Annotated in this window: 23 protein-coding genes and 2 tRNA genes; 13 read left to right on the forward strand and 12 right to left on the reverse strand. The window is 65.4% G+C overall.

All coding sequences use genetic code 11. The features are described 5' to 3' along the window. Positions 1 to 52: 52 nt before the first annotated feature. Complete coding sequence (locus AACH40_RS10005) at positions 53 to 550, reverse strand: flavodoxin family protein (protein WP_338642288.1); 498 nt, start codon at positions 548 to 550, stop codon at positions 53 to 55. Between the two features lie 5 nt (positions 551 to 555). After that, entirely contained in the window at positions 556 to 1,851 is a 1,296-nt protein-coding gene (locus AACH40_RS10010) for a hypothetical protein (RefSeq protein WP_338642289.1), read from the reverse strand. Between the two features lie 167 nt (positions 1,852 to 2,018). On the opposite strand from AACH40_RS10010, the gene recJ reads away from it, so the two are divergent. From recJ to AACH40_RS10040, 6 genes are all read left to right on the forward strand, one after another. Beyond that, positions 2,019 to 3,794, forward strand: a complete 1,776-nt coding sequence (gene recJ, locus AACH40_RS10015) for a single-stranded-DNA-specific exonuclease RecJ (RefSeq protein ID WP_338642290.1) — start codon at positions 2,019 to 2,021, stop codon at positions 3,792 to 3,794. A 79-nt stretch (positions 3,795 to 3,873) separates the two neighbouring features. Beyond that, a tRNA-Glu gene (locus tag AACH40_RS10020) sits at positions 3,874 to 3,948 on the forward strand. 39 nt (positions 3,949 to 3,987) lie between these two features. Beyond that, positions 3,988 to 4,062 (forward strand) — tRNA-Glu (locus tag AACH40_RS10025). Between the two features lie 303 nt (positions 4,063 to 4,365). Continuing rightward, positions 4,366 to 4,533, forward strand: a complete 168-nt coding sequence (locus tag AACH40_RS10030; RefSeq protein ID WP_338642291.1) for a hypothetical protein — start codon at positions 4,366 to 4,368, stop codon at positions 4,531 to 4,533. A gap of 110 nt (positions 4,534 to 4,643) precedes the next feature. Next, complete coding sequence (locus tag AACH40_RS10035; protein ID WP_338642292.1) at positions 4,644 to 5,006, forward strand: glycosyltransferase; 363 nt, start codon at positions 4,644 to 4,646, stop codon at positions 5,004 to 5,006. Then, complete coding sequence (locus AACH40_RS10040; protein ID WP_338642293.1) at positions 4,955 to 5,533, forward strand: hypothetical protein; 579 nt, start codon at positions 4,955 to 4,957, stop codon at positions 5,531 to 5,533. The genes AACH40_RS10035 and AACH40_RS10040 overlap by 52 nt, the downstream gene beginning before the upstream one ends. Before the next feature lie 33 nt (positions 5,534 to 5,566). On the opposite strand, the gene AACH40_RS10045 is transcribed toward AACH40_RS10040, so the two are convergent. After that, positions 5,567 to 6,247 carry a DUF2490 domain-containing protein gene (locus tag AACH40_RS10045; RefSeq protein ID WP_338642294.1) on the reverse strand — a complete coding sequence of 227 codons (681 nt, stop codon included), beginning with the start codon at positions 6,245 to 6,247 and terminating at the stop codon, positions 5,567 to 5,569. Positions 6,248 to 6,447: 200 nt separating this feature from the next. Between AACH40_RS10045 and AACH40_RS10050 the strand changes: the two genes are divergently transcribed. From AACH40_RS10050 to phoB, 7 genes are all read left to right on the forward strand, one after another. Next, a complete protein-coding gene (locus tag AACH40_RS10050; protein WP_338642295.1) occupies positions 6,448 to 7,620 on the forward strand; it encodes a sensor histidine kinase in 1,173 nt (390 codons plus the stop codon). 95 nt (positions 7,621 to 7,715) lie between these two features. Continuing rightward, on the forward strand, positions 7,716 to 8,762 hold the full coding sequence (locus AACH40_RS10055) for a substrate-binding domain-containing protein (RefSeq protein ID WP_338642296.1): 1,047 nt from the start codon (positions 7,716 to 7,718) through the stop codon (positions 8,760 to 8,762). Positions 8,763 to 8,778: 16 nt separating this feature from the next. Beyond that, complete coding sequence (gene pstC / locus AACH40_RS10060; protein ID WP_338642297.1) at positions 8,779 to 10,161, forward strand: phosphate ABC transporter permease subunit PstC; 1,383 nt, start codon at positions 8,779 to 8,781, stop codon at positions 10,159 to 10,161. A gap of 8 nt (positions 10,162 to 10,169) precedes the next feature. Beyond that, a complete protein-coding gene (pstA, locus tag AACH40_RS10065) occupies positions 10,170 to 11,429 on the forward strand; it encodes a phosphate ABC transporter permease PstA (protein WP_338642298.1) in 1,260 nt (419 codons plus the stop codon). A 1-nt stretch (position 11,430) separates the two neighbouring features. Further along, complete coding sequence (gene pstB / locus AACH40_RS10070; protein ID WP_338642299.1) at positions 11,431 to 12,243, forward strand: phosphate ABC transporter ATP-binding protein PstB; 813 nt, start codon at positions 11,431 to 11,433, stop codon at positions 12,241 to 12,243. Positions 12,244 to 12,251: 8 nt separating this feature from the next. Then, the gene (gene phoU / locus AACH40_RS10075) at positions 12,252 to 12,941 is read left to right on the forward strand and encodes a phosphate signaling complex protein PhoU (RefSeq protein ID WP_338642300.1); all 690 of its coding nucleotides are present in this window, start codon (positions 12,252 to 12,254) and stop codon (positions 12,939 to 12,941) included. Positions 12,942 to 13,003: 62 nt separating this feature from the next. Continuing rightward, the gene (phoB, locus tag AACH40_RS10080) at positions 13,004 to 13,693 is read left to right on the forward strand and encodes a phosphate regulon transcriptional regulator PhoB (protein ID WP_169492920.1); all 690 of its coding nucleotides are present in this window, start codon (positions 13,004 to 13,006) and stop codon (positions 13,691 to 13,693) included. A gap of 28 nt (positions 13,694 to 13,721) precedes the next feature. Here the strand turns inward: phoB and AACH40_RS10085 are convergent, their stop codons facing one another. The 9 genes from AACH40_RS10085 to AACH40_RS10125 all read right to left on the reverse strand — a co-directional run bounded on the left by AACH40_RS10085 (position 13,722) and on the right by AACH40_RS10125 (position 23,276). Further along, the gene (locus AACH40_RS10085; RefSeq protein WP_338642301.1) at positions 13,722 to 13,994 is read right to left on the reverse strand and encodes a DUF1467 family protein; all 273 of its coding nucleotides are present in this window, start codon (positions 13,992 to 13,994) and stop codon (positions 13,722 to 13,724) included. A 36-nt stretch (positions 13,995 to 14,030) separates the two neighbouring features. Further along, positions 14,031 to 15,626 (reverse strand): ribonuclease J, encoded by a 1,596-nt coding sequence (locus AACH40_RS10090; RefSeq protein ID WP_422394906.1) that lies wholly within the window; start codon positions 15,624 to 15,626, stop codon positions 14,031 to 14,033. A gap of 88 nt (positions 15,627 to 15,714) precedes the next feature. Further along, positions 15,715 to 16,497, reverse strand: coding sequence for a type III pantothenate kinase (locus AACH40_RS10095; RefSeq protein WP_338642303.1), 783 nt, complete (start codon positions 16,495 to 16,497; stop codon positions 15,715 to 15,717). 36 nt (positions 16,498 to 16,533) lie between these two features. Then, a complete protein-coding gene (locus tag AACH40_RS10100) occupies positions 16,534 to 17,247 on the reverse strand; it encodes a biotin--[acetyl-CoA-carboxylase] ligase (RefSeq protein ID WP_338642304.1) in 714 nt (237 codons plus the stop codon). A gap of 36 nt (positions 17,248 to 17,283) precedes the next feature. Continuing rightward, positions 17,284 to 18,747, reverse strand: coding sequence for an NADH-quinone oxidoreductase subunit NuoN (gene nuoN, locus AACH40_RS10105; RefSeq protein ID WP_338642305.1), 1,464 nt, complete (start codon positions 18,745 to 18,747; stop codon positions 17,284 to 17,286). Further along, positions 18,747 to 20,297 (reverse strand): NADH-quinone oxidoreductase subunit M, encoded by a 1,551-nt coding sequence (locus tag AACH40_RS10110; protein ID WP_338642306.1) that lies wholly within the window; start codon positions 20,295 to 20,297, stop codon positions 18,747 to 18,749. The genes nuoN and AACH40_RS10110 overlap by 1 nt, the downstream gene beginning before the upstream one ends. Next, positions 20,294 to 22,348: an NADH-quinone oxidoreductase subunit L gene (gene nuoL, locus AACH40_RS10115; protein ID WP_338642307.1), complete on the reverse strand. Its 2,055-nt coding sequence runs from the start codon at positions 22,346 to 22,348 to the stop codon at positions 20,294 to 20,296. Before nuoL ends, AACH40_RS10110 begins: the two co-directional genes overlap by 4 nt. Before the next feature lie 5 nt (positions 22,349 to 22,353). Then, positions 22,354 to 22,659 carry an NADH-quinone oxidoreductase subunit NuoK gene (gene nuoK, locus AACH40_RS10120; RefSeq protein ID WP_169492928.1) on the reverse strand — a complete coding sequence of 102 codons (306 nt, stop codon included), beginning with the start codon at positions 22,657 to 22,659 and terminating at the stop codon, positions 22,354 to 22,356. Further along, positions 22,659 to 23,276 carry an NADH-quinone oxidoreductase subunit J gene (locus AACH40_RS10125; protein WP_169492929.1) on the reverse strand — a complete coding sequence of 206 codons (618 nt, stop codon included), beginning with the start codon at positions 23,274 to 23,276 and terminating at the stop codon, positions 22,659 to 22,661. Before AACH40_RS10125 ends, nuoK begins: the two co-directional genes overlap by 1 nt. Between the last annotated feature and the right edge of the window lie 95 nt (positions 23,277 to 23,371).

Raw genomic sequence — 23,371 nt, forward strand, 5'->3', positions numbered from 1 at the left:
TCACTGTGCCGGCTAATTGCAGGGCAACGCCACGTCAGAAACGATCCTTATATCAAAACATGCCGATATCGAGAGCGGCGGACAGTCCCTGTCCCAATTCATGACATCGCAAAATATCGTCGTGGCTGATCCGTTTCGGACCAAGAATAGCCTGCGGGGTCTGCGCCCCAGTATTGATGATCAGGCCCGGCTGGACGCGGCGCAACCGCCAGCCGGTGACGATCCGGTCGATCTGTGCCTCAGCCCCCTGCCCCGCCGAACCGGCGGCGATGATCGTGGCAAAGCCGCGACCTTCCACCTGCCCGAGCAGCGGATAGTAGGTACGATCGAAGAACTCCTTCATGCCCCCCGACATCGTGCCGAGGTTTTCGGGACAGACGAAGACATAGGCAGACGCCGCAAGCATCATGTCGGCAGTTGCCGCCTCTGCGTGGACGAGGATGGCACAGGCACCTGCGGCATCGGCGACGGCCTGGGCCGCCTGCCGAGCCGCGCCGGTGCGGCTGTGCCAGACCACGAGCAGTCTGGGATCCTGCGCGCCTGCCGACACCGTCTTCAGCAGCCGTCGTTCGTGCCGGGCAGGCCAACGGCGCTGCCGATCAATCCGCCAAGACCGCCGAAGCCGCCCTTCTTCTTGCGCGGCGGGCACTGCTTCTGCTTCGAATCCCGGCCATCGGCAGCACCATCGTCACCAATGGCCATGCCATCCATGCCCGGCATTCCCGCAAGGAACGAGGTCATCGAACGATGCAGGATGCGCGCGCTCCATTCGATGTTCCAGACGGCCTTGGGATCCTTGGGCCTGGGCGGGAAGGCAAAGCTTTCTTCCGGGCCATAGGCATAGAGCGAGGTCATCATGAAATCGGGCGCGGCCTGCTTCACTTCGACCGGGACCGTGCAGGTGGTCGTCTGCGGCGAGAGCACCGTCCGATTGGCCACCAGCCGCGCGACCGTGGCGGGCGTGAGCCAGTCCGCCAGTCCGCCGCCGAATTCGCGCGTGGCGCTGGACGACCACCAGACGATGTCGGTCATTTCACCGCCGCGCCCACCCTGTTTGCCGCCGATCAGCGAGGCGTGGTAGCCCGTGGCATCGGGCAGGGAATTCCACCGCAACAGCACCGACCCGCTGGGATTGGCGGTCGATCCGGCCTTCAACGCGCCCATGAAATCGCGCGACAGCGTGAAGTTCATCGTGGGCGTGTAGTTGCCCGCCACGCGATGCGCGCCGAGCAGCGAGCTTTCGGGCTGGACGCTCTTGCCGTCGTCGGCGGGCCAGTGGCCCCAGGTCCGGCTGCTGGCCGGGCTGACATAGCGCTCTGTCGGAACGGCGGTGGACCACAGCCCCGGCGGCATCTGCCCCGCCGCGATCCGGGCAAAGTCGATCACCACCGGCTGGCCGGGCCCGACATGTTCGCCGCATCCCCAGAAGATAAGCATCCGTCCCTTGGGTCGCTGGAAATCACGCTCGCCCGGCTTTTCGGGCACGGTCGGCGTGGACACCGGCGTCTTCAACGGCACCGATACACCCAGCTTGGCGCCGGCCGGCATGAAGTGATCGGCCTGGGGCGAGGCGCCCGCCGGCGCGCGGCTGGAGCCGAGATCGAGCCACAGTTCGTGGTTCGCACTGGACCTGCCGCCGCCGAACGCCATGCTCATGGCCGCGCGCATACCGCCACCACGGCCCATCGCAGCCATCCCTCCCATGCCCGAAACCGTGCCGGCACGCATTTCGTACCGGGCGACCGGCCCGGTCGATCTTTGCGCCTGAAGGACCCCGCCAAGACCAACGCCCAGCAGCAGGGTGGCGGCAGAAAGTCCTGCCGCACGCCGAATCCAGTTGTGATGTCGCATCAAATCCGTCTCCTTCCGAACAGGCCCGAGACTCGGACGGTCTCTCTGGTGGACTGCGACCACCTCGATGCGACCATAGGACACGACATCGAGTCAACGCGCTGTGATCTGGCGCAAGGCGCGCCGGCCTTTCCGCAGCGGCAGGATTGGTCTAGCGCGGAAGCCACATGATCCCTGTGACCTCCATCACCCATTCCCTATCCGGCCTCGCCTGGCGTTGGCGTGGCGGCAACATGGACCTTGGCGCGCGGTTCGACCTGAATGACGGGCTGGTCGACAAGCTGCTGCTGTCGCGCGGAGTGGCGCCCGACGATCTCGACCGCCATCGCCGCCCGACGCTGCGCGACTTCCTGCCCGACCCATCGATCTTTCGCGACATGGACGTGGCGGCCCGGCGTTTGGCCGACGCGATCGAGCGGCGCGAACAGGTGACGATCTATGGCGACTACGATGTCGACGGGGCGACCAGCGCGGCGCTGCTGATACGCCTGTTGCGCGATCTTGGCCTGCCCGCGCAGCCCTATATCCCGGACCGCCTGCTCGAAGGCTATGGCCCGTCGGGCGAGGCGCTGGTGCGACTGGCCAACGAAGGGTCGCAGCTGATCGTGACGGTCGATTGCGGGGCCATGGCGCACGAGGCGCTGGCCGCCGCGCACGCCACCGGCGTCGATGTGATCGTGGTCGACCATCACAAATGTTCGCCCGAACTTCCCCGCGCCGCCGCGCTGGTCAATCCCAACCGGCTGGACGAAATCGACGAAGCGGCCGCCCACGGCCACCTTGCGGCGGTGGGCGTTGCCTTCCTGCTCGCCATCGCGACGGTGCGCGCGCTGCGCGAACGCGGCTGGTTCAAGGACCGCCCTGCCCCGGACCTGCTCGGCCTGCTCGATCTTGTCGCGCTGGGCACGGTAGCGGACGTGGCGCAGCTGAAGGGACTCAACCGCGCGCTGGTGGCGCAAGGGCTGAAGGTGATGGCCCGGCGCGAAAACGTCGGGCTCGCCGCGCTGATCGATGCGAGCCGGCTGAACCGCGCGCCGACGTGTTCGGACCTGGGCTTTGCGCTGGGACCGCGAATCAATGCCGCCGGGCGGATCGGCGATTCGTCGCTGGGTGTGCGTCTGCTGACCACGAACGATCCCGACGAGGCGCGCGACATCGCGATGCGGTTGTCCGCGCTCAACGACGAACGCCGCGCGATCGAACAGGCCGTGCAGGAAGCCGCCGAGGCGCAGATCGATGCGCAGCACAACCGCGCCGTGGTGGTCTGCGCCGGTGCGGGCTGGCATCCCGGCGTGATCGGCATCGTGGCCGGGCGGATCAAGGAAAAGACCGGAAAGCCCACGCTGGTCATCGCGCTCGACGCCGACGAGGCGGGCATGGGCAAGGGTTCGGGCCGCTCCATCGCCGGGGTGGACCTTGGCGCCGCAATCATCGCCGCGCGCGAAGCAGGTATGCTGGTGGCGGGCGGCGGGCATGCGATGGCCTGCGGCCTGACCATCGATCCCGCGCAGCTGGAACGCCTGTCCGACTGGCTGGACGAACGGCTGGCGCGCGACGTGGGCGAGGCGCGGGCGGCGCAATCGCTGCTGCTCGACTTGTCGCTCAATCCGGGCGGCCTGACGCCGCACCTGGTCGAGACGCTGGAGGCGGCAGGACCGTTCGGGGTCGGCTGGCCGGGCCCGCGCGTGGCAGTCGGTCCAGTTCGGCTGGTTAAATGCGACGTGGTCGGCGCGGACCACCTGCGCATGGTGGCGAGCGGCGCCGACGGGCGATCGTTCAAGGCCATGGCCTTTCGGGCAGCGCAGACCGAATTGGGCCAGGCCCTGCTCCACGGCCATCGCGGGCGGCAGTTCTGGCTCGCCGGGCGGGTGCGGATCGACGACTGGGGCAGCCGTCCCGCCGCCGAATTGCACGTCGAGGATGCCGCCTTTGCGGATGGATGACATTTTCACGAAATCGACGCTTGACGCCCCGGCATGATGCCAATAGAGGCGCGGACCTGCCCAGCGGCGCTAGCCCAGTGGCCCCTTCGTCTAGCGGTCAGGACGCGGCCCTTTCACGGCTGAAACACGGGTTCGATTCCCGTAGGGGTCACCACTAGCTGCCTTCCCGGCGGGCGAGATGCGCCCCCGGATCGGCCCCTTCGTCTAGCGGTCAGGACGCGGCCCTCTCACGGCTGAAACACGGGTTCGATTCCCGTAGGGGTCACCATTTCACCAAATTCACGAGCCCAATTGGCAAATTCTGCCAATGATGTTGCATGTCCTTAGTCGAAACATCTCCGAAATGAGACAAATTGCCTACAAGTAACGGAACACGGTCATGCCATAATGGTTGAAACCGCAGACTGGGACGTGCGGTGATCATGACAGGTTTCTCGACATGGGCTCTCGCCTCTCTCGATCGGCCCAGCGCCTTCGAAGCGCTGCGATCGGTCTTAACAGCAGCGAAGACGTCGCGCTCGTCAACCGGTTCGCCGACGAACTCGAGGCCTTGTCGATGAGGGAAGACACGTTGAAGAGAATTGGCATTGCGGCCGAGGCATCGGGCACTTCCGAAACGCTCAAGGCTTGCCTGACCAGCGTGTTCAGCCTGCCCGAGGATGACAGCCTGGACTGGCTGATCGACAAGCTGGACGACAACGCCCCCGACACCAAGGCCGCGAACGGCAGCCGACACTGATCCGCATGGGCTCGTCGCGCCTGGCAGCCTGGCGCGAGCGCGCGGGCGTTGCACGCCTTTGCCGGCAGGGATAAGCAGGACCTTCTCCAAGTCTGGCAGAAAGTCCATGCGTGGCGCATTCGCCGCTTGATCCCACCTCTTCTTCGCCAACCGGCCCTGCACCGCTGGTCAGCGTCGTCATCTGCTATCTGAACGGCGCGAACTTCATTGAAGAAGCGATCGGCAGCGTGCTGGCGCAGGACTGCTCCGATTGGGAGCTGGTGCTGGTCAATGACGGATCGAGTGACGAAAGCCCCGCGATCGCCGCGCGCCATGCGGCAAACGATCCGCGCATCAGGACGCTGAGCCACCCCGACGGGCGCAACCATGGCTTGCCGCCGCGCGCAAACTGGGCGTGGACGCGGCGCGGGGGCGTCATATCGTGTTTCTTGACCACGACGACGTGCTTCGCCCTTGGGCACTGTCACGGATGACGGGCATTCTCGAGCGCGAGGCGGACGTCGCCATGGTGTTCGCCCGCACGCTCTACTGGGCGTGGGACATGACCATCGGCAAGGAGGAGATGGAATCCTCGTTCGCCCCCTTCCCGCCCGGTCGCCTTGCCGGGCAGGTCATGCTGCGCGACCTGATCCGCTGGGACACGCGCCACCCGCCGCCGTGCAGCATCGCGCTGCGCCGCGATGTGCTGCTGGCGACGCGCGGCGACGGCGCGCTGTGGCACGGCATGTACGAGGAGACGGCGCTGCTGATGAAGATCCTGGCGCGCCACGACGTCTGGCTGCTCGACGAGGTGGTCTCGTCCTACCGGATGCACCCGGATTCGATGTGCATCAAGGCCGAAGCGGCAGGCACGCTCAGCAACGAAACGGTCAGCCGCGATCGCGTGCGCTATATCGGCTGGGCCGCGCGCCATGTCGCCATGGACTGGCGTTCGCGGCTGCTGGCGCTGACGGTATGGCTCAAGGGCGAGGCAAAGCTGCGCCTCGCCCCGCGCCGTTGAGGCAGCCCCCCCCCGATCAGAAAGGGCCCTCGCTCAAAAGTTGCCGGTGAGCGCGACCGAGAACACGTGATCGTGGTTGTCGGGACCATTGCGCACGAACCCGTGCTGCAGCAGGTAGCCTGCCTCGATCCCGAACTTCTTGGACAGCGGGGCGGCAAGGCCGACGAAGTTGCGCATCCGCTCTTCGCCACCGATACGCTGGAAGCTGTTGGTATTGAGATCGATGAAGCTTTCGTGGCTGGCAACAACGTTGACCTTGCCGGCGACGGGCACGCTCGCCTTGATGAACGGGCGCAGGCGCCATGCCGGGCCGCCTTGGCCTTCGCGCCAGCGCTCTTCTAGCCGGACGCGGCCCGACAGCTTGAGCTTGCCGATCGCGGCGAAGTTGTCGACGTTGACCTGCTGGCGGAAACGACGCTCCATGCGGGTGAAATCGCCGTGATCGTACTGCGGATTGTGCGTGTAGCCGAGCCAAACGGTCACCTGCTTGGACGGCTTGTAGCCGACCATCAGGTTCTCCTCGATTTCGTAGAGACCGCCACGGTTGTCGCTGAAGCGCAGCACGGTCTCGCTGCTGGCACGGAAGCCGCCGCCGAGATCGACATTGGCAGTGCCCGCACCCCAGGCCTGCGCATCATCGCGCGCCATGGCGGGGCTGGCGAAAGCGGCCGAGGCCGTGGCGATAAGGATCGTGGCCTTCAGGCTCATGCGCATTTTCGAGTTCCTCGGTTCAAGCTCGATCGGCCGCCTATGACGCTTCGGTGACACTATTGTTACAGATTGTGTCGGAATTTTGCACGTTCTTGACTGATGTATGACGAGCCCGGCGTCCGGACCGGTGGCGACACCATGGTTCTCCACGGTTTCGATCACGCTGCGTCATCCCTCCGTAACATTCATGCTATTGGGCGGGCATGATGCAGCGTCCCAAGCTTCCCTGGTCGGGTATCGCCGTGGCTATCGGCACGTCGGCGGCGATGATCGTCGCCGGCGCCAACTTCTGGCTTGCGGTTTCGGTCCTGATTCTGTGGCTCGGTTCGATCTGGCTATCGCGTCCCGAGCCGACGGTCGAGACGCGCGGCCCCGATGAAGGGACCGTCAGCCGCCAGGCGATGGTGGAACTGGTCGAACCGTTCAGCGTGCCGGTGCTGATGCTCGACAACCAGCGCATCGCCGCTGCCAATGCCGCTGCGCGCGAAGCGCTGGGCCCGCATGTCGTTGGACAGGATGCGCGCGTTGCCCTGCGCCACCCGGCAGCGATCAAGCTGCTCGATCAGCCCGAGGGCAGCGCGATGGTGCGCGGCCTGACCGGCGCGCGATCGATCTGGCAGGTGAACCGGGTGGCGATCGATTCGCGCTTTTCGCTGATCGAGCTGGTCAACCGCACCGCCGAAGCCGACATCAGCCGCGCCCACACCGATTTCGTCGCCAATGCGAGCCACGAGTTGCGCACGCCCCTCGCCTCGATCATCGGTTACATCGAGACGCTGTCCGACCCCGATGCCAAGGTGGACAAGGCAACCACCGCGCGATTCCATGCAACCGTGCTGCGCGAGGCGAAGCGGCTGCAGAGCCTGGTCGAAGACCTTATGAGCCTGTCGCGGATCGAGGCGGAAAAGCACGACGTGCCGACCGACCGGATCGACCTTGGCCAACTGGCCGAAAGCATCGTCGGAGAAGTCGGCGCCACCGTCGGCGAGGAGCGCGTGACGGTGTCTGCGGTGTCGGCGAACGTCACCGGCGATCGCCAGCAGCTGGACCAGGTGGTGCGCAACCTGATCGACAACGCGCTGAAGTACGGTGCGCCCGACAAGCCGGTCGAAGTCGCGGTCGCGGTGGAAGGGCGCGATGTGCTGCTGACCGTCACCGATCACGGCGAAGGCATCCATCCGGACCACATTCCGTACCTTACCCGCCGCTTCTACCGCACCGATCCCGGTCGCAGCCGTCAGGCGGGTGGCACCGGCCTTGGCCTTGCGATCGTGAAGCATATCGTGGAACGCCATCGCGGCGATCTCGACATCTCGAGCACGCTGGGAGTAGGGACAACTGTCGCCATTCGCCTTGCGCTGGCGGCATCAGCTTGATGACAGGATTTTCCGCCCCGCCGGCATTTGTCACGGAACAGTCACAAAATCGTCGCATTGGCCGCCTCGTCCACGCGGATGGAAAGGTTTCCACCATGATCACCAAGCACAATCTCGCTCTTGCCACTGTCGCCCTCACCGCTCTCTCGCTCGCCGGCTGCGGCTCGCAGGGTGGCGGCAGCCGCGATCAGGTGCGCGCCGTCGGCTCTTCGACCGTCTATCCGTTCGCCAAGGCCGTTGCCGAGCAGCTCGCCAAGTCGGACGCCTCGATCAAGTCGCCGATCATCGAATCGACCGGCACGGGCGCCGGCATGAAGCTGTTCTGCGCCGGCGTCGGCCCGCAGCACCCCGACATCGAAGACGCTTCGCGCCGCATGAAGAAGTCCGAGTTCGAGGACTGCCAGAAGAACGGCGTCAAGGAGATCGTCGAGATCCAGGTCGGCCTGGACGGCGTTGCCTTCGCCGAAGGCAAGAACGGCCCGGGCATGGCCCTGACCCCCGAGGACGTCTACAAGGCGCTTGCCAAGAACCCCTATGGCAAGCCCAACACCGCCAAGACCTGGAAGGACGTGAATCCGGCGCTCGCCGACGAACCCATCCTTGTCTACGGCCCGCCGTCGACCTCGGGCACGCGCGATGCGCTCAAGGAGCTGATCCTGACCAAGGGTTGCGATGCCAACCCGGAAATGAAGGCGCTGAAGGACAGCGACAAGGACAAGCATGACGCCATCTGCGGCGAAGTTCGCGAAGACGGCGCCTATGTGGACGCGGGTGAAAACGACAACCTGATCGTCCAGAAGATCGAGGCCAATCCGAAGGCCATCGGCATCTTCGGCTTTTCGTACCTTGAAGAGAACAGCGACAAGCTGAAGGGCCTGACCATGTCGGGCATCGTGCCGACCTACCAGTCGATCTCGGACTTCAGCTATCCCGGCGCCCGCCCGCTCTACATCTACGTGAAGAAGGCGCACCTCAAGGCCATCCCCGGCCTGCAGGCCTATGTCACCGAATGGTCAAAGGCGTGGGGCAAGGGCGGTACGCTCGCCAAGCTCGGCATGGTGGTTGCGCCCGACGACGTTCTTGCCAAGAGCGCCAAGGCCGTTTCCGACCTGCCCGTGCTCGACGGCGCGGAACTGAAGTAAGGATACCGAACACGTCATGTCGCCAGCCATCCTGCTCCTGCTCGCCTTCGGGCTGGGTCTCGTCGGCTGGCTGGCGGCACGTTCGCGCGCCTGGGCCTTTCGCCGGGCAGCGCCGAAGGGCCGCATCCACTCGCTGCCGGGCTTCCACGCCTGGTACGTGGCGTTGTGGATCGCGGTCCCTGCCCTTCTCTTCGCGCTGACCTGGAATGCGCTGAGCCCCAACCTCGTCACGACGAGCGTGCTGGCCGACCCTGCCGCGTCGGTGCTGCCCGCCTTCGGGTTCGAGCGCGATTCGATGCTGGCCGAAGCCCGCTCGGTCGCCACGGGCGCGGCACCTGCGGTGTTCAATGCCGATGCACAGGGGCTTGTCGCACCCTATCGCGCGGCGATCCTGCGCTATGAGATCATCGGCCTGGTCGCCACGCTGGTGATCGCCTTTGCCGGCGGCGTGTTTGCATTCCTGCGGCTGAAGCCCGATTTCACCGCCCGCACCCGCGTGGAACGCGCGGTGATGAGCCTGCTGCTGGTGGCCTCGCTCGTCGCGATCCTGACCACGCTTGGCATCATCGTCAGCCTGGTGTTCGAAACCGCGCGCTTCTTCTCGATGGTGTCGCCAATCGACTTCCTGTTCGGCACCCACTGGGCGCCCGACCCGATGAGCAGCGGCACGCCCGACGGCAAGCAGTTCGGCGCCATCCCGCTGTTCTGGGGCACGATCTACATCGGCGCGATCATCGCCATGATCGTGGCAATCCCGCTCGGCCTGATGAGCGCGATCTACCTGACGCAGTATGCCACCAACGGCGTGCGCAAGGTGATGAAGCCGCTGCTCGAAATCCTCGCCGGCGTACCGACCGTGGTCTACGGCTATTTCGCCGCGCTGACCGTGGCGCCCGCCGTGCGCGACTTTGCGCAAGCCATCGGCATCTCCAGCGCCTCGACCGAAAGCGCGGTGGCCGCAGGCCTCGTCATGGGCGTGATGATCATTCCGTTCGTCTCATCCATGGCTGACGATTCGATCGCGGCGGTGCCGCAGGCGCTGCGCGACGGCAGCCTCGCCATGGGCGCGACCAAGGCCGAGACGATCAGCAAGGTGCTGGTGCCTGCCGCCCTGCCCGGAATCGTGGCCGGCGTGATGCTGGCGATCAGCCGCGCGATCGGTGAAACGATGATCGTGGTCATGGCCGCAGGCGCTTCGGCCAACCTGACCGCCAACCCGTTCCAGTCGATGACCACGGTCACGTTCCAGATCGTGGCCATGCTGACCGGCGAAGGCAGCTTCGACCATCCCGCGACGCTGTCGGCGTTCGCGCTGGGCATGGTGCTGTTCCTCGTAACCCTCACCCTCAATTTCATCGCCCTGCGCGTCGTCAAGCGCTACCGCGAAGCCTACGAGTGACCGGCACCATGAGCGACAGCTTCGACAGCATCCAGGCGCAACGCCGCGCGCGCATGCAGGCAGGTCTTGCCAAGCGGTATCGCGCCGAGCGCAATTTCCGCCTGCTCGGGCTTGGCGCGATCGTCTTCTCGGCGCTCGTCTTGGCCTTCCTGCTCATCTCGATGACCTCGAACGGCGTTGCCGGGTTCAAGCGTGCCGAACTGCGCTTCGAGGTGCCGCTGAAGGGCCAGCTGCTGGTCGATGCCTCGCGCCTGCAGCAGGCTGATCCGCTCGGCGCGCTCGAATCCGCAGGGCTGCCGATGCTGGTCGACAGTGCGGCCGATGCAGCGCTCGGCAAGGACGGTTCGACCTATCTGGCCAGCGGCGCCTGGCGTGATCTCGGCGCGCGGATCATTGCGCACCCCGACCTGCTGAACGAAGACAAGATCGACGTTTCGCTGCCGGCGAGCGACGATCTGGCCGCCGCGCAGCGCGGCGGCGGGGAAAAGGCGCTGCAGGACGCCGCCTACAACCTGGGCCGCAAGGGCCAGCTGGTCCGTGCCTTCGACTGGGGCTTCCTTGCCCGCTCGGACGCCACCAGCCCTCAGGCGGTGGGCATCTGGGGCGCGCTCAAGGGTTCGATGCTGACGATGCTCGTCACGCTGGGCCTCGCCTTCCCGGTCGGCGTGCTCGCCGCGCTCTACCTTGAAGAATACGCGACGCGGAACCGCTGGACCGACCTGATCGAAATCTCGATCAACAACCTCGCCGCGGTGCCCTCTATCATCTTCGGCCTGCTCGGCCTCGCCGTGTTCCTCGGCCTGTTCCCGAATTGGCGTTCGGCTCCGCTGATCGGCGGCATGACGCTGGCGCTGATGACGATGCCGGTGATCGTCATTTCCGGCCGCAACGCGATCAAGGCGGTGCCCCCATCGATCCGCGACGCCGCGCTGGCGATGGGTGCCAGCCCGGTGCAGGTGGTGTTCCACCACGTGCTGCCGCTCGCCCTGCCCGGCATCCTGACCGGCACGATCATCGGCATGGCGCGCGCGCTCGGCGAGACTGCGCCGCTGCTGATGATCGGCATGCGCGCCTTCGTCGCCAGCCCGCCTTCGGGCTTCACCGCACCGTCGAGCGTGCTGCCGGTGCAGATCTTCCTGTGGTCCGACGAAATCGACCGCGGCTTCATCGAACGCACCAGCGCCGCGATCGTCGTGCTGCTCGTCTTCCTGCTCATCATGAACGGCCTTGCGATCTACCTGCGCAACCGCTTCGAGAAACGGTGGTAACATGAACACCCCTGCCCTCAGCCCCGCCACAACGCCGACTTTCCCTGATCCGGTCGCCGAAGCGAAGATCAGCGCGAAGAACGTGTCGGTGTTCTATGGCGCCAAGCGTGCCATCGACGACGTGTCGATCGACATTCCCAAGAGCTACGTGACGGCCTTCATCGGCCCGTCGGGCTGCGGCAAGTCGACCTTCCTGCGCTCGCTCAACCGGATGAACGACACGATCGCCGGCGCGCGCGTCGAAGGCGAAATCCTGCTCGATGGCGAGGACATCTATCGTTCGGGCATGGACGTGGTGCAGCTGCGCGCGCGCGTGGGCATGGTGTTCCAGAAGCCGAACCCGTTCCCCAAGTCGATCTACGACAACATCGCCTATGGCCCCAAGATCCACGGCATCACCGGCAGCAAGAGCGAGCTGGACGGCATCGTCGAAACCTCGCTGCAACGTGCGGGTCTGTGGGACGAAGTCAAGGATCGCCTGTCGGACAGCGGCACCGCGCTTTCGGGCGGCCAGCAGCAGCGCCTGTGCATCGCGCGCGCCATCGCGGTCGATCCCGAAGTGATCCTGATGGACGAGCCCTGCTCGGCGCTTGATCCGATCGCCACCGCGCGCATCGAGGAGCTGATCGACGAACTGCGCGGCCGCTACGCCATCGTCATCGTCACCCACTCGATGCAGCAGGCTGCCCGCGTTTCGCAGCGCACCGCGTTCTTCCATATTGGCAAGATCGTGGAATATGGCACCACGTCCGACATCTTCACGAACCCGCGTGAAGAGCGCACCAAGGACTACATCACCGGGCGCTACGGGTAAGGAACAGCATGGTGGCCGAACATACCGTCAAGGCATTCGACGAAGACATCACCCGCCTGCGCGGACTGGTGGCGGAAATGGGCGGCCTGGCCGAGCTTTCCGTGACCGAGGCGATGGACGCGCTGGTCAACGGCAACGAGGAACTCGCGGCCAGCGTGATCACGCGCGACAAGCGGATCGACCAGCTCGAGGCTGAGGTCGACCGGCTCGCCATCCGCGTGCTCGCGCTGCGTGCGCCGATGGCGGACGACCTGCGCGAGGTGATCACCGCGCTCAAGATCGCGGGCGTGATCGAGCGGATCGGCGATTATGCCAAGAACATCGCCAAGCGCGTGGGCCATATCGAGGGGCGCAAGCGGTTCGAGCCGCTGACCCTGCTGCCGGCGATGAACGAGCTCGCTGCCGACATGGTGCACGATGTGCTGACCGCGTTCGCCGCGCGCGATCCTTCGGCCGCGGCCGAGATCGTGCAGCGCGATGCCAAGGTCGATGCCTTCTACGACAGCGTGTTCCGCAACTTCGTGTCGTACATGGTGGAAAATCCCGCCACGATCAGCTCTGTGGCGCAGCTGATGTTCGTCGCCCGCAACATCGAACGCATCGGCGATCAGGCGACCAACATTGCCGAGATGGTTTATTACGCGGCCACCGGTATCAACCTTCCCGAACGCGAGGACGTGCCCGCGCCTAAGGTCTGATCTTCGTCACACGGCAGTAACATTTCCCGTGTCTTGGCAATGGGACTGTCACGGAGGATTGTGTGTCGGCTCCCAAGCTGCTTCTCGTCGAAGATGATACCGCGCTGGCCGAGCTGGTCGAATATCGCTTCCGTGGCGAGGGCTACGATGTCCGCACCACCGACGACGGCGACGAGGCTTTGCTGCTCGCGGCCGAGGACACCCCCGATCTGGTCCTGCTCGACTGGATGATCGGCGGGACCAGCGGCATCGAAGTGTGTCGCCGCCTGCGCCGCAACAAGTCGACCGCGCATGTGCCGATCATCATGCTGACCGCGCGCCATGACGAGGACGACCGCGTTCGCGGGCTGGAAACCGGGGCCGACGACTATGTCACCAAGCCCTTCTCCCCACGCGAACTGATCGCCCGCGTCGGCGCCGTCCTGCGCCGCGTGCGCCCCGCCCTTGCCGGCGAGACGATCACCGTGGGCGACCTGACTCTCGATCCCACGGCGCACCGCGTGATGCGCCAGGGCGAAGCGCTCAAGATCGGGCCGACCGAATTCCGCCTGCTCAAGCACTTCATGGAGCATCCCGGCCGCGTCTTTTCGCGCGGGCAGTTGCTCGATGCGGTCTGGGGATCGGGCTCGGACATCGAACTGCGCACCGTCGACGTGCACATCCGCCGCCTGCGCCAGGCCATCGCGCTGCCAGGAGCAGCCGATCCGGTCCGCACCGTTCGCTCGGCCGGTTACGCGCTCGAAGGCGTGTAAGACCGCGACGCGGCCCCGGACAGGGCCGTCAGATCCCCATCAGCCGCGACACGTCAAGATCGTCGATCGTGATCCACTGGTTGACGTAGTTGACGTAGTACAACCCGAACAGCACCGCCGAAAGGATCGTCGCGCGCAGCGCCACGCGGCCCGGGCGCCAGTTGGCGGGTGCCGAATGGACCTGGCCCGGGATCTTCTCGACGCCCAATTCGTCGGCGGTGCGCACGCCGAAGGGCATCACCAGGAACGCGGAAAAGACCCAGAACAGCGAATAGATCGCGACGATCGACGTCCACTTCATGGCAATGCCCTGTCTGCTGGAGCCTGTTGAAACGGCTCAGGCTTCGCGCAGCAGAACCTGGACCACCGGCTTCTTGCCGGACCAGCGCTGCGCGGCCCGCCTTACCGCCAAGCGCACCGCTTCGGCAACCGCTACCCGATCCCGCTTGCGATCGCCCTTGAGGGTACGCACGGCTTCGGCCGCATCGCTTTCCGCCTCGATCACGAAGTCCTGCAGATCCTCGTCGAGCGGCAGGCCGACCGGGGCCACCTGCACCGGCGACACCAGCTTTCCATCGCGCGACACGGCCAGCGACACGGCGACGATGCCGGCCTGCCCCAGCTTGCGCCGCACGCCCATCGCTTCGCCATCGGCGGGCGCGATGATATCGCCATCGAGCACCAGACGCCCGGCGCGCACCTCGGTCAGCTTGTGCGGCCCGTTGGGAGCGAGGCGAACCAGATCGCCGTTCTTCTGCACGATGGTCTTGGCGATGCCCTCGGCCTTGCCCAGCCGCGCCTGCTCGCTCATGTGGCGCATCTCGCCATGCACGGGCACGAGGATCTGCGGGCGCAACCAGTCGTACAGCGCGACCAGTTCGGGCCTGCCCGGATGACCGGAGACGTGGATCATCGACTGGCGGTCCGTCACCAGCAGCACGCCCTTTTCGACGAGCTGGTTCTGGATGCGCCCGATCGACAATTCGTTGCCCGGAATCTGGCGGCTGGAGAAGAGCACGACGTCGCCCTTCTCAAGCTTGATCGGATGCTGGTCGCCCGCGATGCGCGACAAGGCGGCCCGGGGTTCGCCCTGTCCGCCCGTGGCAAGGATCAGCACCTCGCCGCGCGGAAGGTCCATCGCCTGGTCCATCGAGACGATGTCGGGGAAATCCTCGAGATAGCCGCAGGCCTTCGACACCGCGATGATGCGGTCGAGCGAGCGCCCGGCGACGCAAAGCTGCCGCCCGGTCGCCTCGGCCACTTCGCCCAGCGTTTGCAGCCGAGCCACGTTGGAGGCGAAGGTCGTCACCACCACGCGGCGGCCCTTCATCTGCTCGACGCTTTCGAGCAGTCCGGCCCGCACCGCGCCTTCCGAACCGGACGGGTTCGGATTGAACACGTTGGTCGAATCACAAACGAGCGCGAGCACGCCTTCGTCGCCGATCGCGGTCAATTCTTCTTCAGTCGCCGGGGTGCCGATGCGCGGTTCGTCATCGAGCTTCCAATCGCCGGTATGGAACACGCGGCCATAGGGCGTGTCGATCACCAGCGCGTTGCCCTCGGCGATCGAGTGCGCCAGCGGCACGTAACGGATGTCGAACGGGCCCAGGCTGAACGCCGCCTCGTTGGGCACCACGTTCAGTTCGACGGTCTTGTCGAGCCCGGCCTCGACCAGCTTTTCCTTCACCAGGCGCGCGGTGAAGGGCGTTGCGTAAAGCGGCACGCCCAGTTCCTGCGCGAAATAGGGCACGGCGCCGATATGGTCTTCGTGCGCGTGGGTCAGCACGATGCCGATCAGATCCTTGGCGCGCTCCTCGATGAACTCGAGATCGGCAAAGACCAGGTCCACCCCCGGATAGTACGGATCGGCGAAGGTCATGCCGAGGTCGACCATCAGCCATTTGCCATCGCAACCGTAGAGGTTGACGTTCATCCCGATTTCGCCCGAACCGCCGAGCGCGAGGAAAAGCAGTTCCTTGCCGGGCTTCACATCAACTCCCTCAAAACGGTATCCTTCTCGTTCAGGCCAGCGATGCCGCGCGCTCACCCAGCAGGGCGATGCCCTCCAGCGTGAGATCGGCATCGACGTGGTCGAAAATTCCGGTGTGGTCACCGAACAGGACGGCAAGGCCACCTGTCGCCACGACTTGCGCAGGACGACCGATCTCGCTTCGCATCCGGGAAATCAGCCCTTCCATCATCGCGACATAGCCCCAGAACACGCCGATGTGCATCTGGTCTTCGGTGTTGCGGCCAATCACGCTGCGGCTGGCCGGCGCTTCGATGGCGATGCGCGGCAGCTTGGCCGCCGCACTCACCAATGCATCGAGCGAAAGGTTGATCCCCGGCGCGATGATGCCGCCTTTGTAGGATCCCATGAAGTCGATGTGATCAAAGGTCGTGGCGGTGCCGAAATCGACGACGATCAGATCGCCGGCATACTTGGCATGTGCAGCGATGGCGTTGACCGCGCGGTCGGCTCCCAGCGAGCGCGGCTCATCGACATCGGCGACGAACCCATAGCTCGCAAGTCCCTCGCCCGCGACCAGCGCATCGATCCCGAAATACTTCTGCGACAGGACCTTGAGATTATGAAGCGCGCGCGGGACGACCGTCGAGATGACGATCTGCTTGACCACGTCGCGGCTATAGCCTTCGAGCTGCAGCAGTTGCAGCAGCCACACGGCGTATTCGTCGCCCGTGCGGCGCGGATCGGTGGCAACGCGCCAGCGGCCCTTGATCTCCCGCCCGTCAAACAGCGCAAAGACCACGTTGGTGTTGCCCACATCGACTGCCAGCAGCATCAGACTCTTCCCTCTCGCGACCGGTTCGGCGGCGTTTCAGCCGACCAGATCGATATCGCCGGCGTGGATGGCACGGGTCGCGCCATCCGCCAAGCGGAGAAGCGCGACGCCATCGGCATCGATCCCGCCGAACGCGCCCATCAGCAGGCCGTGTTCGCGGTCGTTCACGCTGATCAGGCTGCCCACCGGCATGGCGCGGGCCAACCACTCCTGCCGCAGCACCGGCCATTCGCGGCAGTGCCAGCGCGTGAGCGCCCAGCTCCATTCCTGCGCCAGCGCGGTAGCGAAGGCGTCGCGCTCGATCGGGAAGCCAAGTACGGACAGCGCGGCCGTCTGGCGATCGGGAAGCTGTGGCGCCTGCGACAGGTTCACGCCGATGCCGACGACAACGGCATCGCCCTGCCGTTCGAGAAGGATCCCGGCGAGCTTCGCCTGCCCCACCAGCAGGTCATTGGGCCACTTGAGCACCAGATCCTGCAGCGCGGGCGCCAGCGCCATGACCGCCCGATGCGCGGCAAGCCCGGCCACCAGCGCGAGCGTCTGGGGCAATGGATCGCCGCTGCGCAGGTGCGCAACGGTCGATCCCATGAAGTTGCCGAACCCATCTGACCAGATGCGACCGGCGCGGCCCCGTCCCGCAACCTGTCGGTCAGCCACCAGCCAGGCGGCCTCTGGCGCCGCCTCGCCCGCGGCACGCCGGGCCAGCAGGGCCGCGTTGGTCGAGCCGATCTCCGCGACCGTCTCGATCATGCGCCCTGCCTTGCCCGGATCATCAGACGTTGGGCATCAGAGGTGGAACAGCGCGGCCGCGGCGTTTCCTGCCAGCGTGTGCAGCCAGTTGGTCAGCAGGTAGCCGAGCGGAGAGATGAACACCGACGCGATCACCAGCAGCACGCCATGGGCAAGCTCCGACTTTCCGCGCACCTTGTCGGCGGCCTCGTCGAAATACATCACCTTCACCACCTTGAGGTAGTAGAACGCGCCGATCACCGACGCCGCGATGCCGATCGCCGCCAGGGCGACGAGGTTCGCCTGCACGGCGGCCTGGAACACCACGAACTTGCCCCAGAAGCCGAACAGCGGCGGGATGCCGGCAAGGCTGAACATCACCGCCGCCAGCGCCGCGGCAAGGCCCGGGCGGGTCTTGGAAAGCCCGGCGAGGTCGGCGATCGATTCGACCGGCTCGCCATCTTCGTCGCGCAGCATCAGGATCGCCACGAAGCCCGCCACCGACATGGCGACATAGATCGCGATGTAGATCAGCATCGCCGCCGCACCCGGCTGGTTCGCACAGGCGAGGCCGATCAGGATGAAGCCGACGTTGTTGATCGACGAATAGGCCATCAGGCGCTTGATGTTGGCCTGCCCGATCGCACCCAGCGCACCGATCACGATCGAAAGGATCGCGGCGAAGATCACGATCTGCTGCCACGCCTGCGGCACGGCGCCGAACGCAACCAGGCTGATGCGCATCAGCAGCGCCAGTGCCGAAACCTTCGATGCGGTGGCGAAGAAGGTCGTCACCGGCGTCGGCGCGCCTTCGTAGACGTCAGGGGTCCACATGTGGAACGGTGCGGCGCTGATCTTGAAGGCCATGCCGGCCATCACGAACACCATGCCGAACACGGCGCCGGTCGACAGCGTACCGGCGGCCAGCGCGGCATGGATGCCGGTAAAGCTGGTGGTGCCGGTGAAGCCGTAGGTCAGGCTGACGCCGTAGAGCAGAATGCCCGAGGCGAGCGAGCCGAGCACGAAGTACTTGAGGCCCGATTCCGCCGAACGCTCGTCCTTGCGCAGGATCGCGGCCAGCACGTACGAGGCGAGGCTGTTGAGCTCCAGACCGATGTACAGCGTCAGCAGGTCGGTGGCCGAAACCATGATCCCCATGCCCAGCGCCGCGAACAGCACCAGCAGCGGGAATTCCGCGCGCATCGCCTTGAAGCGGTCGAAGAACGCAGGCGCGACGATCAGCGTGACCGCGGCCGAAGCGTAGATCAGCAGCTTGCCGAAGGCCGAGAAGGCATCGGCGCGATACTGGCCGCCGAACGCGATCGTATCGGCCCCCATCGCGGCGCCGCACAGGGCGGGCGCGGCGATCAGCGCGGCAACGGTCAGCGCAGCCACCGTCGCGATCGAGATTGCGCGCGCGGCCTTGTCACCGGCCCAGGCGGCCCACAGCAGCAGGATCAGCCCCGCAATGCTCAGGACTTCCTCGCCGGCAACCAGCTGGAGAGAGCGGACGAGTTCCATCAGTGCGCCTCCCCCTGCGCGTCATTGTGCTCTGCGGCTTCATGTTCAGCGGCAGGCTTGGCAGCGCCCTTCTTGACCTGCGCATCGCCCTTCGGCGCGGCAACGGCAACGCGGGCATCGAGCGTCGCGATATCCTTGCGCATCGGCGCGAGGAACGATTCCGGATAGACGCCCATCCACAGCACGACGAGGCCCAGCGGAACCATCATCAGCCATTCGCGCGCATCGAGATCGGGCATCGCGGCTGCGTCGGCGTTCTTCTGTTCGCCGAAGATCACCCGGCGATAGAGATAGAGCATGTAGGCCGCGCCCAGGATGATGCCCGTGGTGCAGACCAGCGCCACCCAGCTCGACGCCTGATACACGCCCATCAGCGAAAGGAATTCGCCGACGAACCCGCTGGTGCCCGGCAGGCCGATCGAGGCCATCGTGAACAGCAGGAAGAACAGCGCGAAATAGGGCATGTTGATCGCAAGGCCGCCGTAGCGGTCGATCTCGCGGGTATGCAGGCGATCGTAGATCACGCCGACGCCAAGGAACAGCGCGCCCGCGACCAGACCGTGGCTGAGCATGATCAGCATCGAGCCTTCAAGGCCCTGCACGTTGAAGGCGAACAGGCCGATCGTCACGATCGCCATGTGCGCCACCGAGGAATAGGCGATCAGCTTCTTGATGTCGTGCTGCACCAGCGCGATCAGCGAGGTGATCACCACCGCCGCCATCGACAGGCCCCAGATCAGCGGCGCGAACTGCGCCGAGGCAACCGGGAACATCGGCAGCGAGAAACGGATGAAGCCATAGCCGCCCATCTTGAGCAGCACGCCTGCCAGGATCACCGAACCTGCGGTCGGCGCCTGGACGTGCGCGTCGGGCAGCCAGGTGTGGACCGGCCACATCGGCATCTTCACCGCAAAGCTGGCAAAGAAGGCCAGGAACAGCCAGGTCTGCGCGTGCGGCGGGAAGTTGTACTGCATCAACGCCGGGATGTCGGTCGTGCCGGCGGCGTTCACCATCCAGAACATCGCGATCAGCATCAGCACCGAGCCGAGCAGCGTGTAGAGGAAGAACTTGTAGCTGGCGTAGATGCGATCCGCGCCACCCCAGATGCCGATGATCAGGTACATCGGGATCAGGCCGGCTTCGAACATGATGTAGAACAGGAACAAGTCCTGCGCCGCGAACACGCCGATCATCAGCGTCTCCATCAGCAGGAAGGCGGCATAGTATTCACCGGCGCGCTTCTCGATCGAGTTCCAGCTCGCGCCGATGCAGATCGGCATGAGGAACACCGTCAGCGCGATCAGCACAAGCGCGATGCCATCGATGCCCAGCGCCCAGCTGAAGCCGGCGAACAGGTTGGCCCGCTCGGTGAACTGCCACTGCGCGCCGCCGGTGTCGAACTGGGTCCACAGGACCGCGCCCAGAACCAGATCGACCAGCGTCGTCACCAGCGCGATCATCCGCGCCTGTTCACGCCCCGCCTTGAGGCACGCCACCGCACCGACCAGCGGCACCAGCAGCATCAGCGAAAGGATAGGGAAGCCGCTCATCGTGCAATCACCCAGCTGATCGCCCCGACAAGTCCGACGAGCATGACCAGCGCATAGCTGTAGAGATATCCGGACTGGAGCTTGACCGCGGCCTTGCTCCCCTTGGCGACGACCCAGGCCGCGCCGTTCGGGCCGAAGCGGTCGATGATGCCCTGGTCACCCACCTTCCAGAACACGCGGCCGAGCCACAGGGCCGGTCGGACGAACAGGAAGTGGTAGAGCTCGTCGAAGTACCACTTGTTCAGCAGGAACTTGTAGAGGAACCCGAACTGGTCGACGAACGCCGCCGGGAAGCGCGTGTTCTTGATGTAGCCATACCACGCGATCAGCAGGCCGGTCGCCATTACCGTGAACGGCGCCCACTTCACCCAGTGCGGCACGCCATGCATCGCGTGGATCAGGTGTTCGTGGAACACCAGCGCACCCTTCCAGAACTCGCCCTCGCCTTCGCTGACGAAGGCATGGTTGAAGACAATGCCCGCGAAGATCGCGCCCAGCGAAAGGATGCCAAGCGGCACCAGCATGTTGAGCGGGCTTTCGTGGGGGTGGTAGCCTGCCGTGCCATCGCCATGCGCGTCGTGATGCGCGTGCGCATGACCGTCATGGTCGTGGGCGTGGTCATCATGACCGTGCCCATGCGCATCGTGCACGGCATGCTGGATGTGCTCGCTCTGCTCCCACCGCGGCTTGCCGAAGAAGGTCAGGAACACCAGGCGCCAGCTGTAGAAGCTGGTGAGCAGCGCCGCGAAGATGCCCATGAAGAAGGCGAAGTGCGACAGTTCGGTGCCGCGCGCGAAGGCTGCTTCGAGGATCGCGTCCTTCGAATAGAAACCGGCGAAGCCCGCAACGTCGACGATTCCGACACCGGTGATCGCCAGCGTGCCCATCGTCATCGCCCAGAAGGTCAACGGGATGTGCTTACGCAGGCCCCCGTAATACCGCATGTCCTGTTCGTGGTGCATCGCGTGGATGACCGAACCCGCGCCAAGGAACAGCAGCGCCTTGAAGAACGCATGGGTGAAGAGGTGGAACATCGCCGCGCCGTAGGCGCCGACGCCCGCGGCAAAGAACATGTAGCCCAGCTGCGAACAGGTCGAATAGGCGATCACGCGCTTGATGTCGGTCTGCGTCGTGCCGATCGTGGCGGCGAAGAAGCAGGTCGCGGCGCCGATGAACGTCACGAAGCCGAGCGCGGTAGGGCTGCATTCGAACAGTGGCGACAGGCGGCAGACCATGAACACGCCGGCGGTCACCATCGTCGCGGCGTGGATCAGCGCCGACACCGGGGTCGGGCCTTCCATCGCGTCGGGCAGCCAGGTGTGCAGCCCAAGCTGCGCCGACTTGCCCATCGCGCCGATGAACAGCAGGATGCACAGCACCGTCGCGGTATCCAGGCGATAGCCCAGGAAGCCGATGGTCGAACCGTTCAGCACGCCAGGTGCCGTCTGCAGGATGGTCGGGATCGACACGGTGCCGAACACCAGGAACACCCCGAAGATGCCCATCATGAAGCCAAGGTCGCCCACGCGGTTGACCACGAAGGCCTTCATCGCAGCGGCGTTGGCGCTGGGCTTGCGGAACCAGAAGCCGATCAGCAGGTACGAGGCAAGGCCAACCCCTTCCCAGCCAAAGAACATCTGCACCAGATTGTCCGCCGTCACCAGCATGAGCATGGCGAAGGTGAACAGCGAGAGGTACGCAAAGAAGCGCGGCTGGTCCGGCTCCTCGCTCATGTAGCCCCATGAGTACAGGTGGACGAGCGCCGAGACGCTGGTGATAACCACCAGCATGACCGCGGTCAGCGTATCGACGCGCAGCGCCCACTGGAAGTCGAGGTCACCCGACTTCACCCACTGCAGCACCGGCACGACGCTGGCTTCTGCGCTGCCGTTCAGGAACGACAGGAAGATCGGCCACGACAGCGCGCAGCTGATGAACAGCGCACCGGTGGTCACGACCTTGCTCGGCACGAAGCCCAGCTTCTTGTTGCCGAGCCCGGCGACGATCGCTGCCAGCAGCGGCAGGAACACGATGATCAGGATAGGATGCACGTGTCTTATCCCTTCATCCGGTTGACGTCGTCGACGGCGATGGTGCCGCGTCCGCGGAAGTAGATGACGAGGATTGCAAGGCCGATGGCCGCCTCACCCGCCGCCACGGTCAGCACGAACATCGCGAAGATCTGGCCGACCAGATCGTGCAGCGCCGCGCTGAAGGCGACCAGGTTCAGGTTCACCGACAGCAGGATCAGCTCGATCGCCATCAGGATGATGATGACGTTCTTGCGGTTGAGGAAGATGCCGAGCACGCCGAGCACGAAGAGGATCGCGCTGACCACGACATAATGTTCGATGCCGATCATCAGAGCTGGACCCCCTTGCCCACTTCCGGCTGCACGTTGATCGTGGCGTCCTCGGGACGACGCGCGACCTGCTTCGAGATGTTCTGGCCGCGAACGCCGCTGCGCTGGCGATGGGTCAGCACGATAGCGCCGATCATGGCCACCAGCAGGATCACGCCGGCCGCTTCGAACAGGAACAGGTAGCGGCTGTAGAGCAGCGCGCCGATGGCCGCCGTGTTCGACAGGCCGGCGGTTGCCGCGCCCGCACCGTCAGCCACGCCCAGCGGCAGGGACCCTGCGCGGTATGCGCCAACGCCCAGCACCAGCTCGGCCAGCAGCACCACCGCCAGCACGAAACCCAACGGAAAATTGTTGATGAAACCGGCGCGCAGTTCGGCGAAGTCGATGTCGAGCATCATGACGACGAACAGGAACAGCACCGCGACCGCGCCGACGTAGACGATCACCAGCAGCATCGCGATGAATTCGGCCCCGGCAAGGACCATCAGGCCCGCCGCGTTGAAGAACGCGAGGATCAGCCAGAGCACCGAGTGCACCGGATTGCGGGCGAGGATGGTGATCGCGCCGGAGGCGATCATCAGCGTCGCGAAGAGGTAGAAGGCAAATGCCTGAATCATGATTTCCTACCTCCGTTCGCCTCGAGCGAAGTCGAGAGGCGTTGAGAAGGTGTCTCGACTGCGCTCGACACGAACGGGTCCTGCTGCCTGTTTGT

The organism is Novosphingobium olei, assembly GCF_037076535.1.
In the GTDB taxonomy this organism is placed as follows: domain Bacteria; phylum Pseudomonadota; class Alphaproteobacteria; order Sphingomonadales; family Sphingomonadaceae; genus Novosphingobium; species Novosphingobium olei.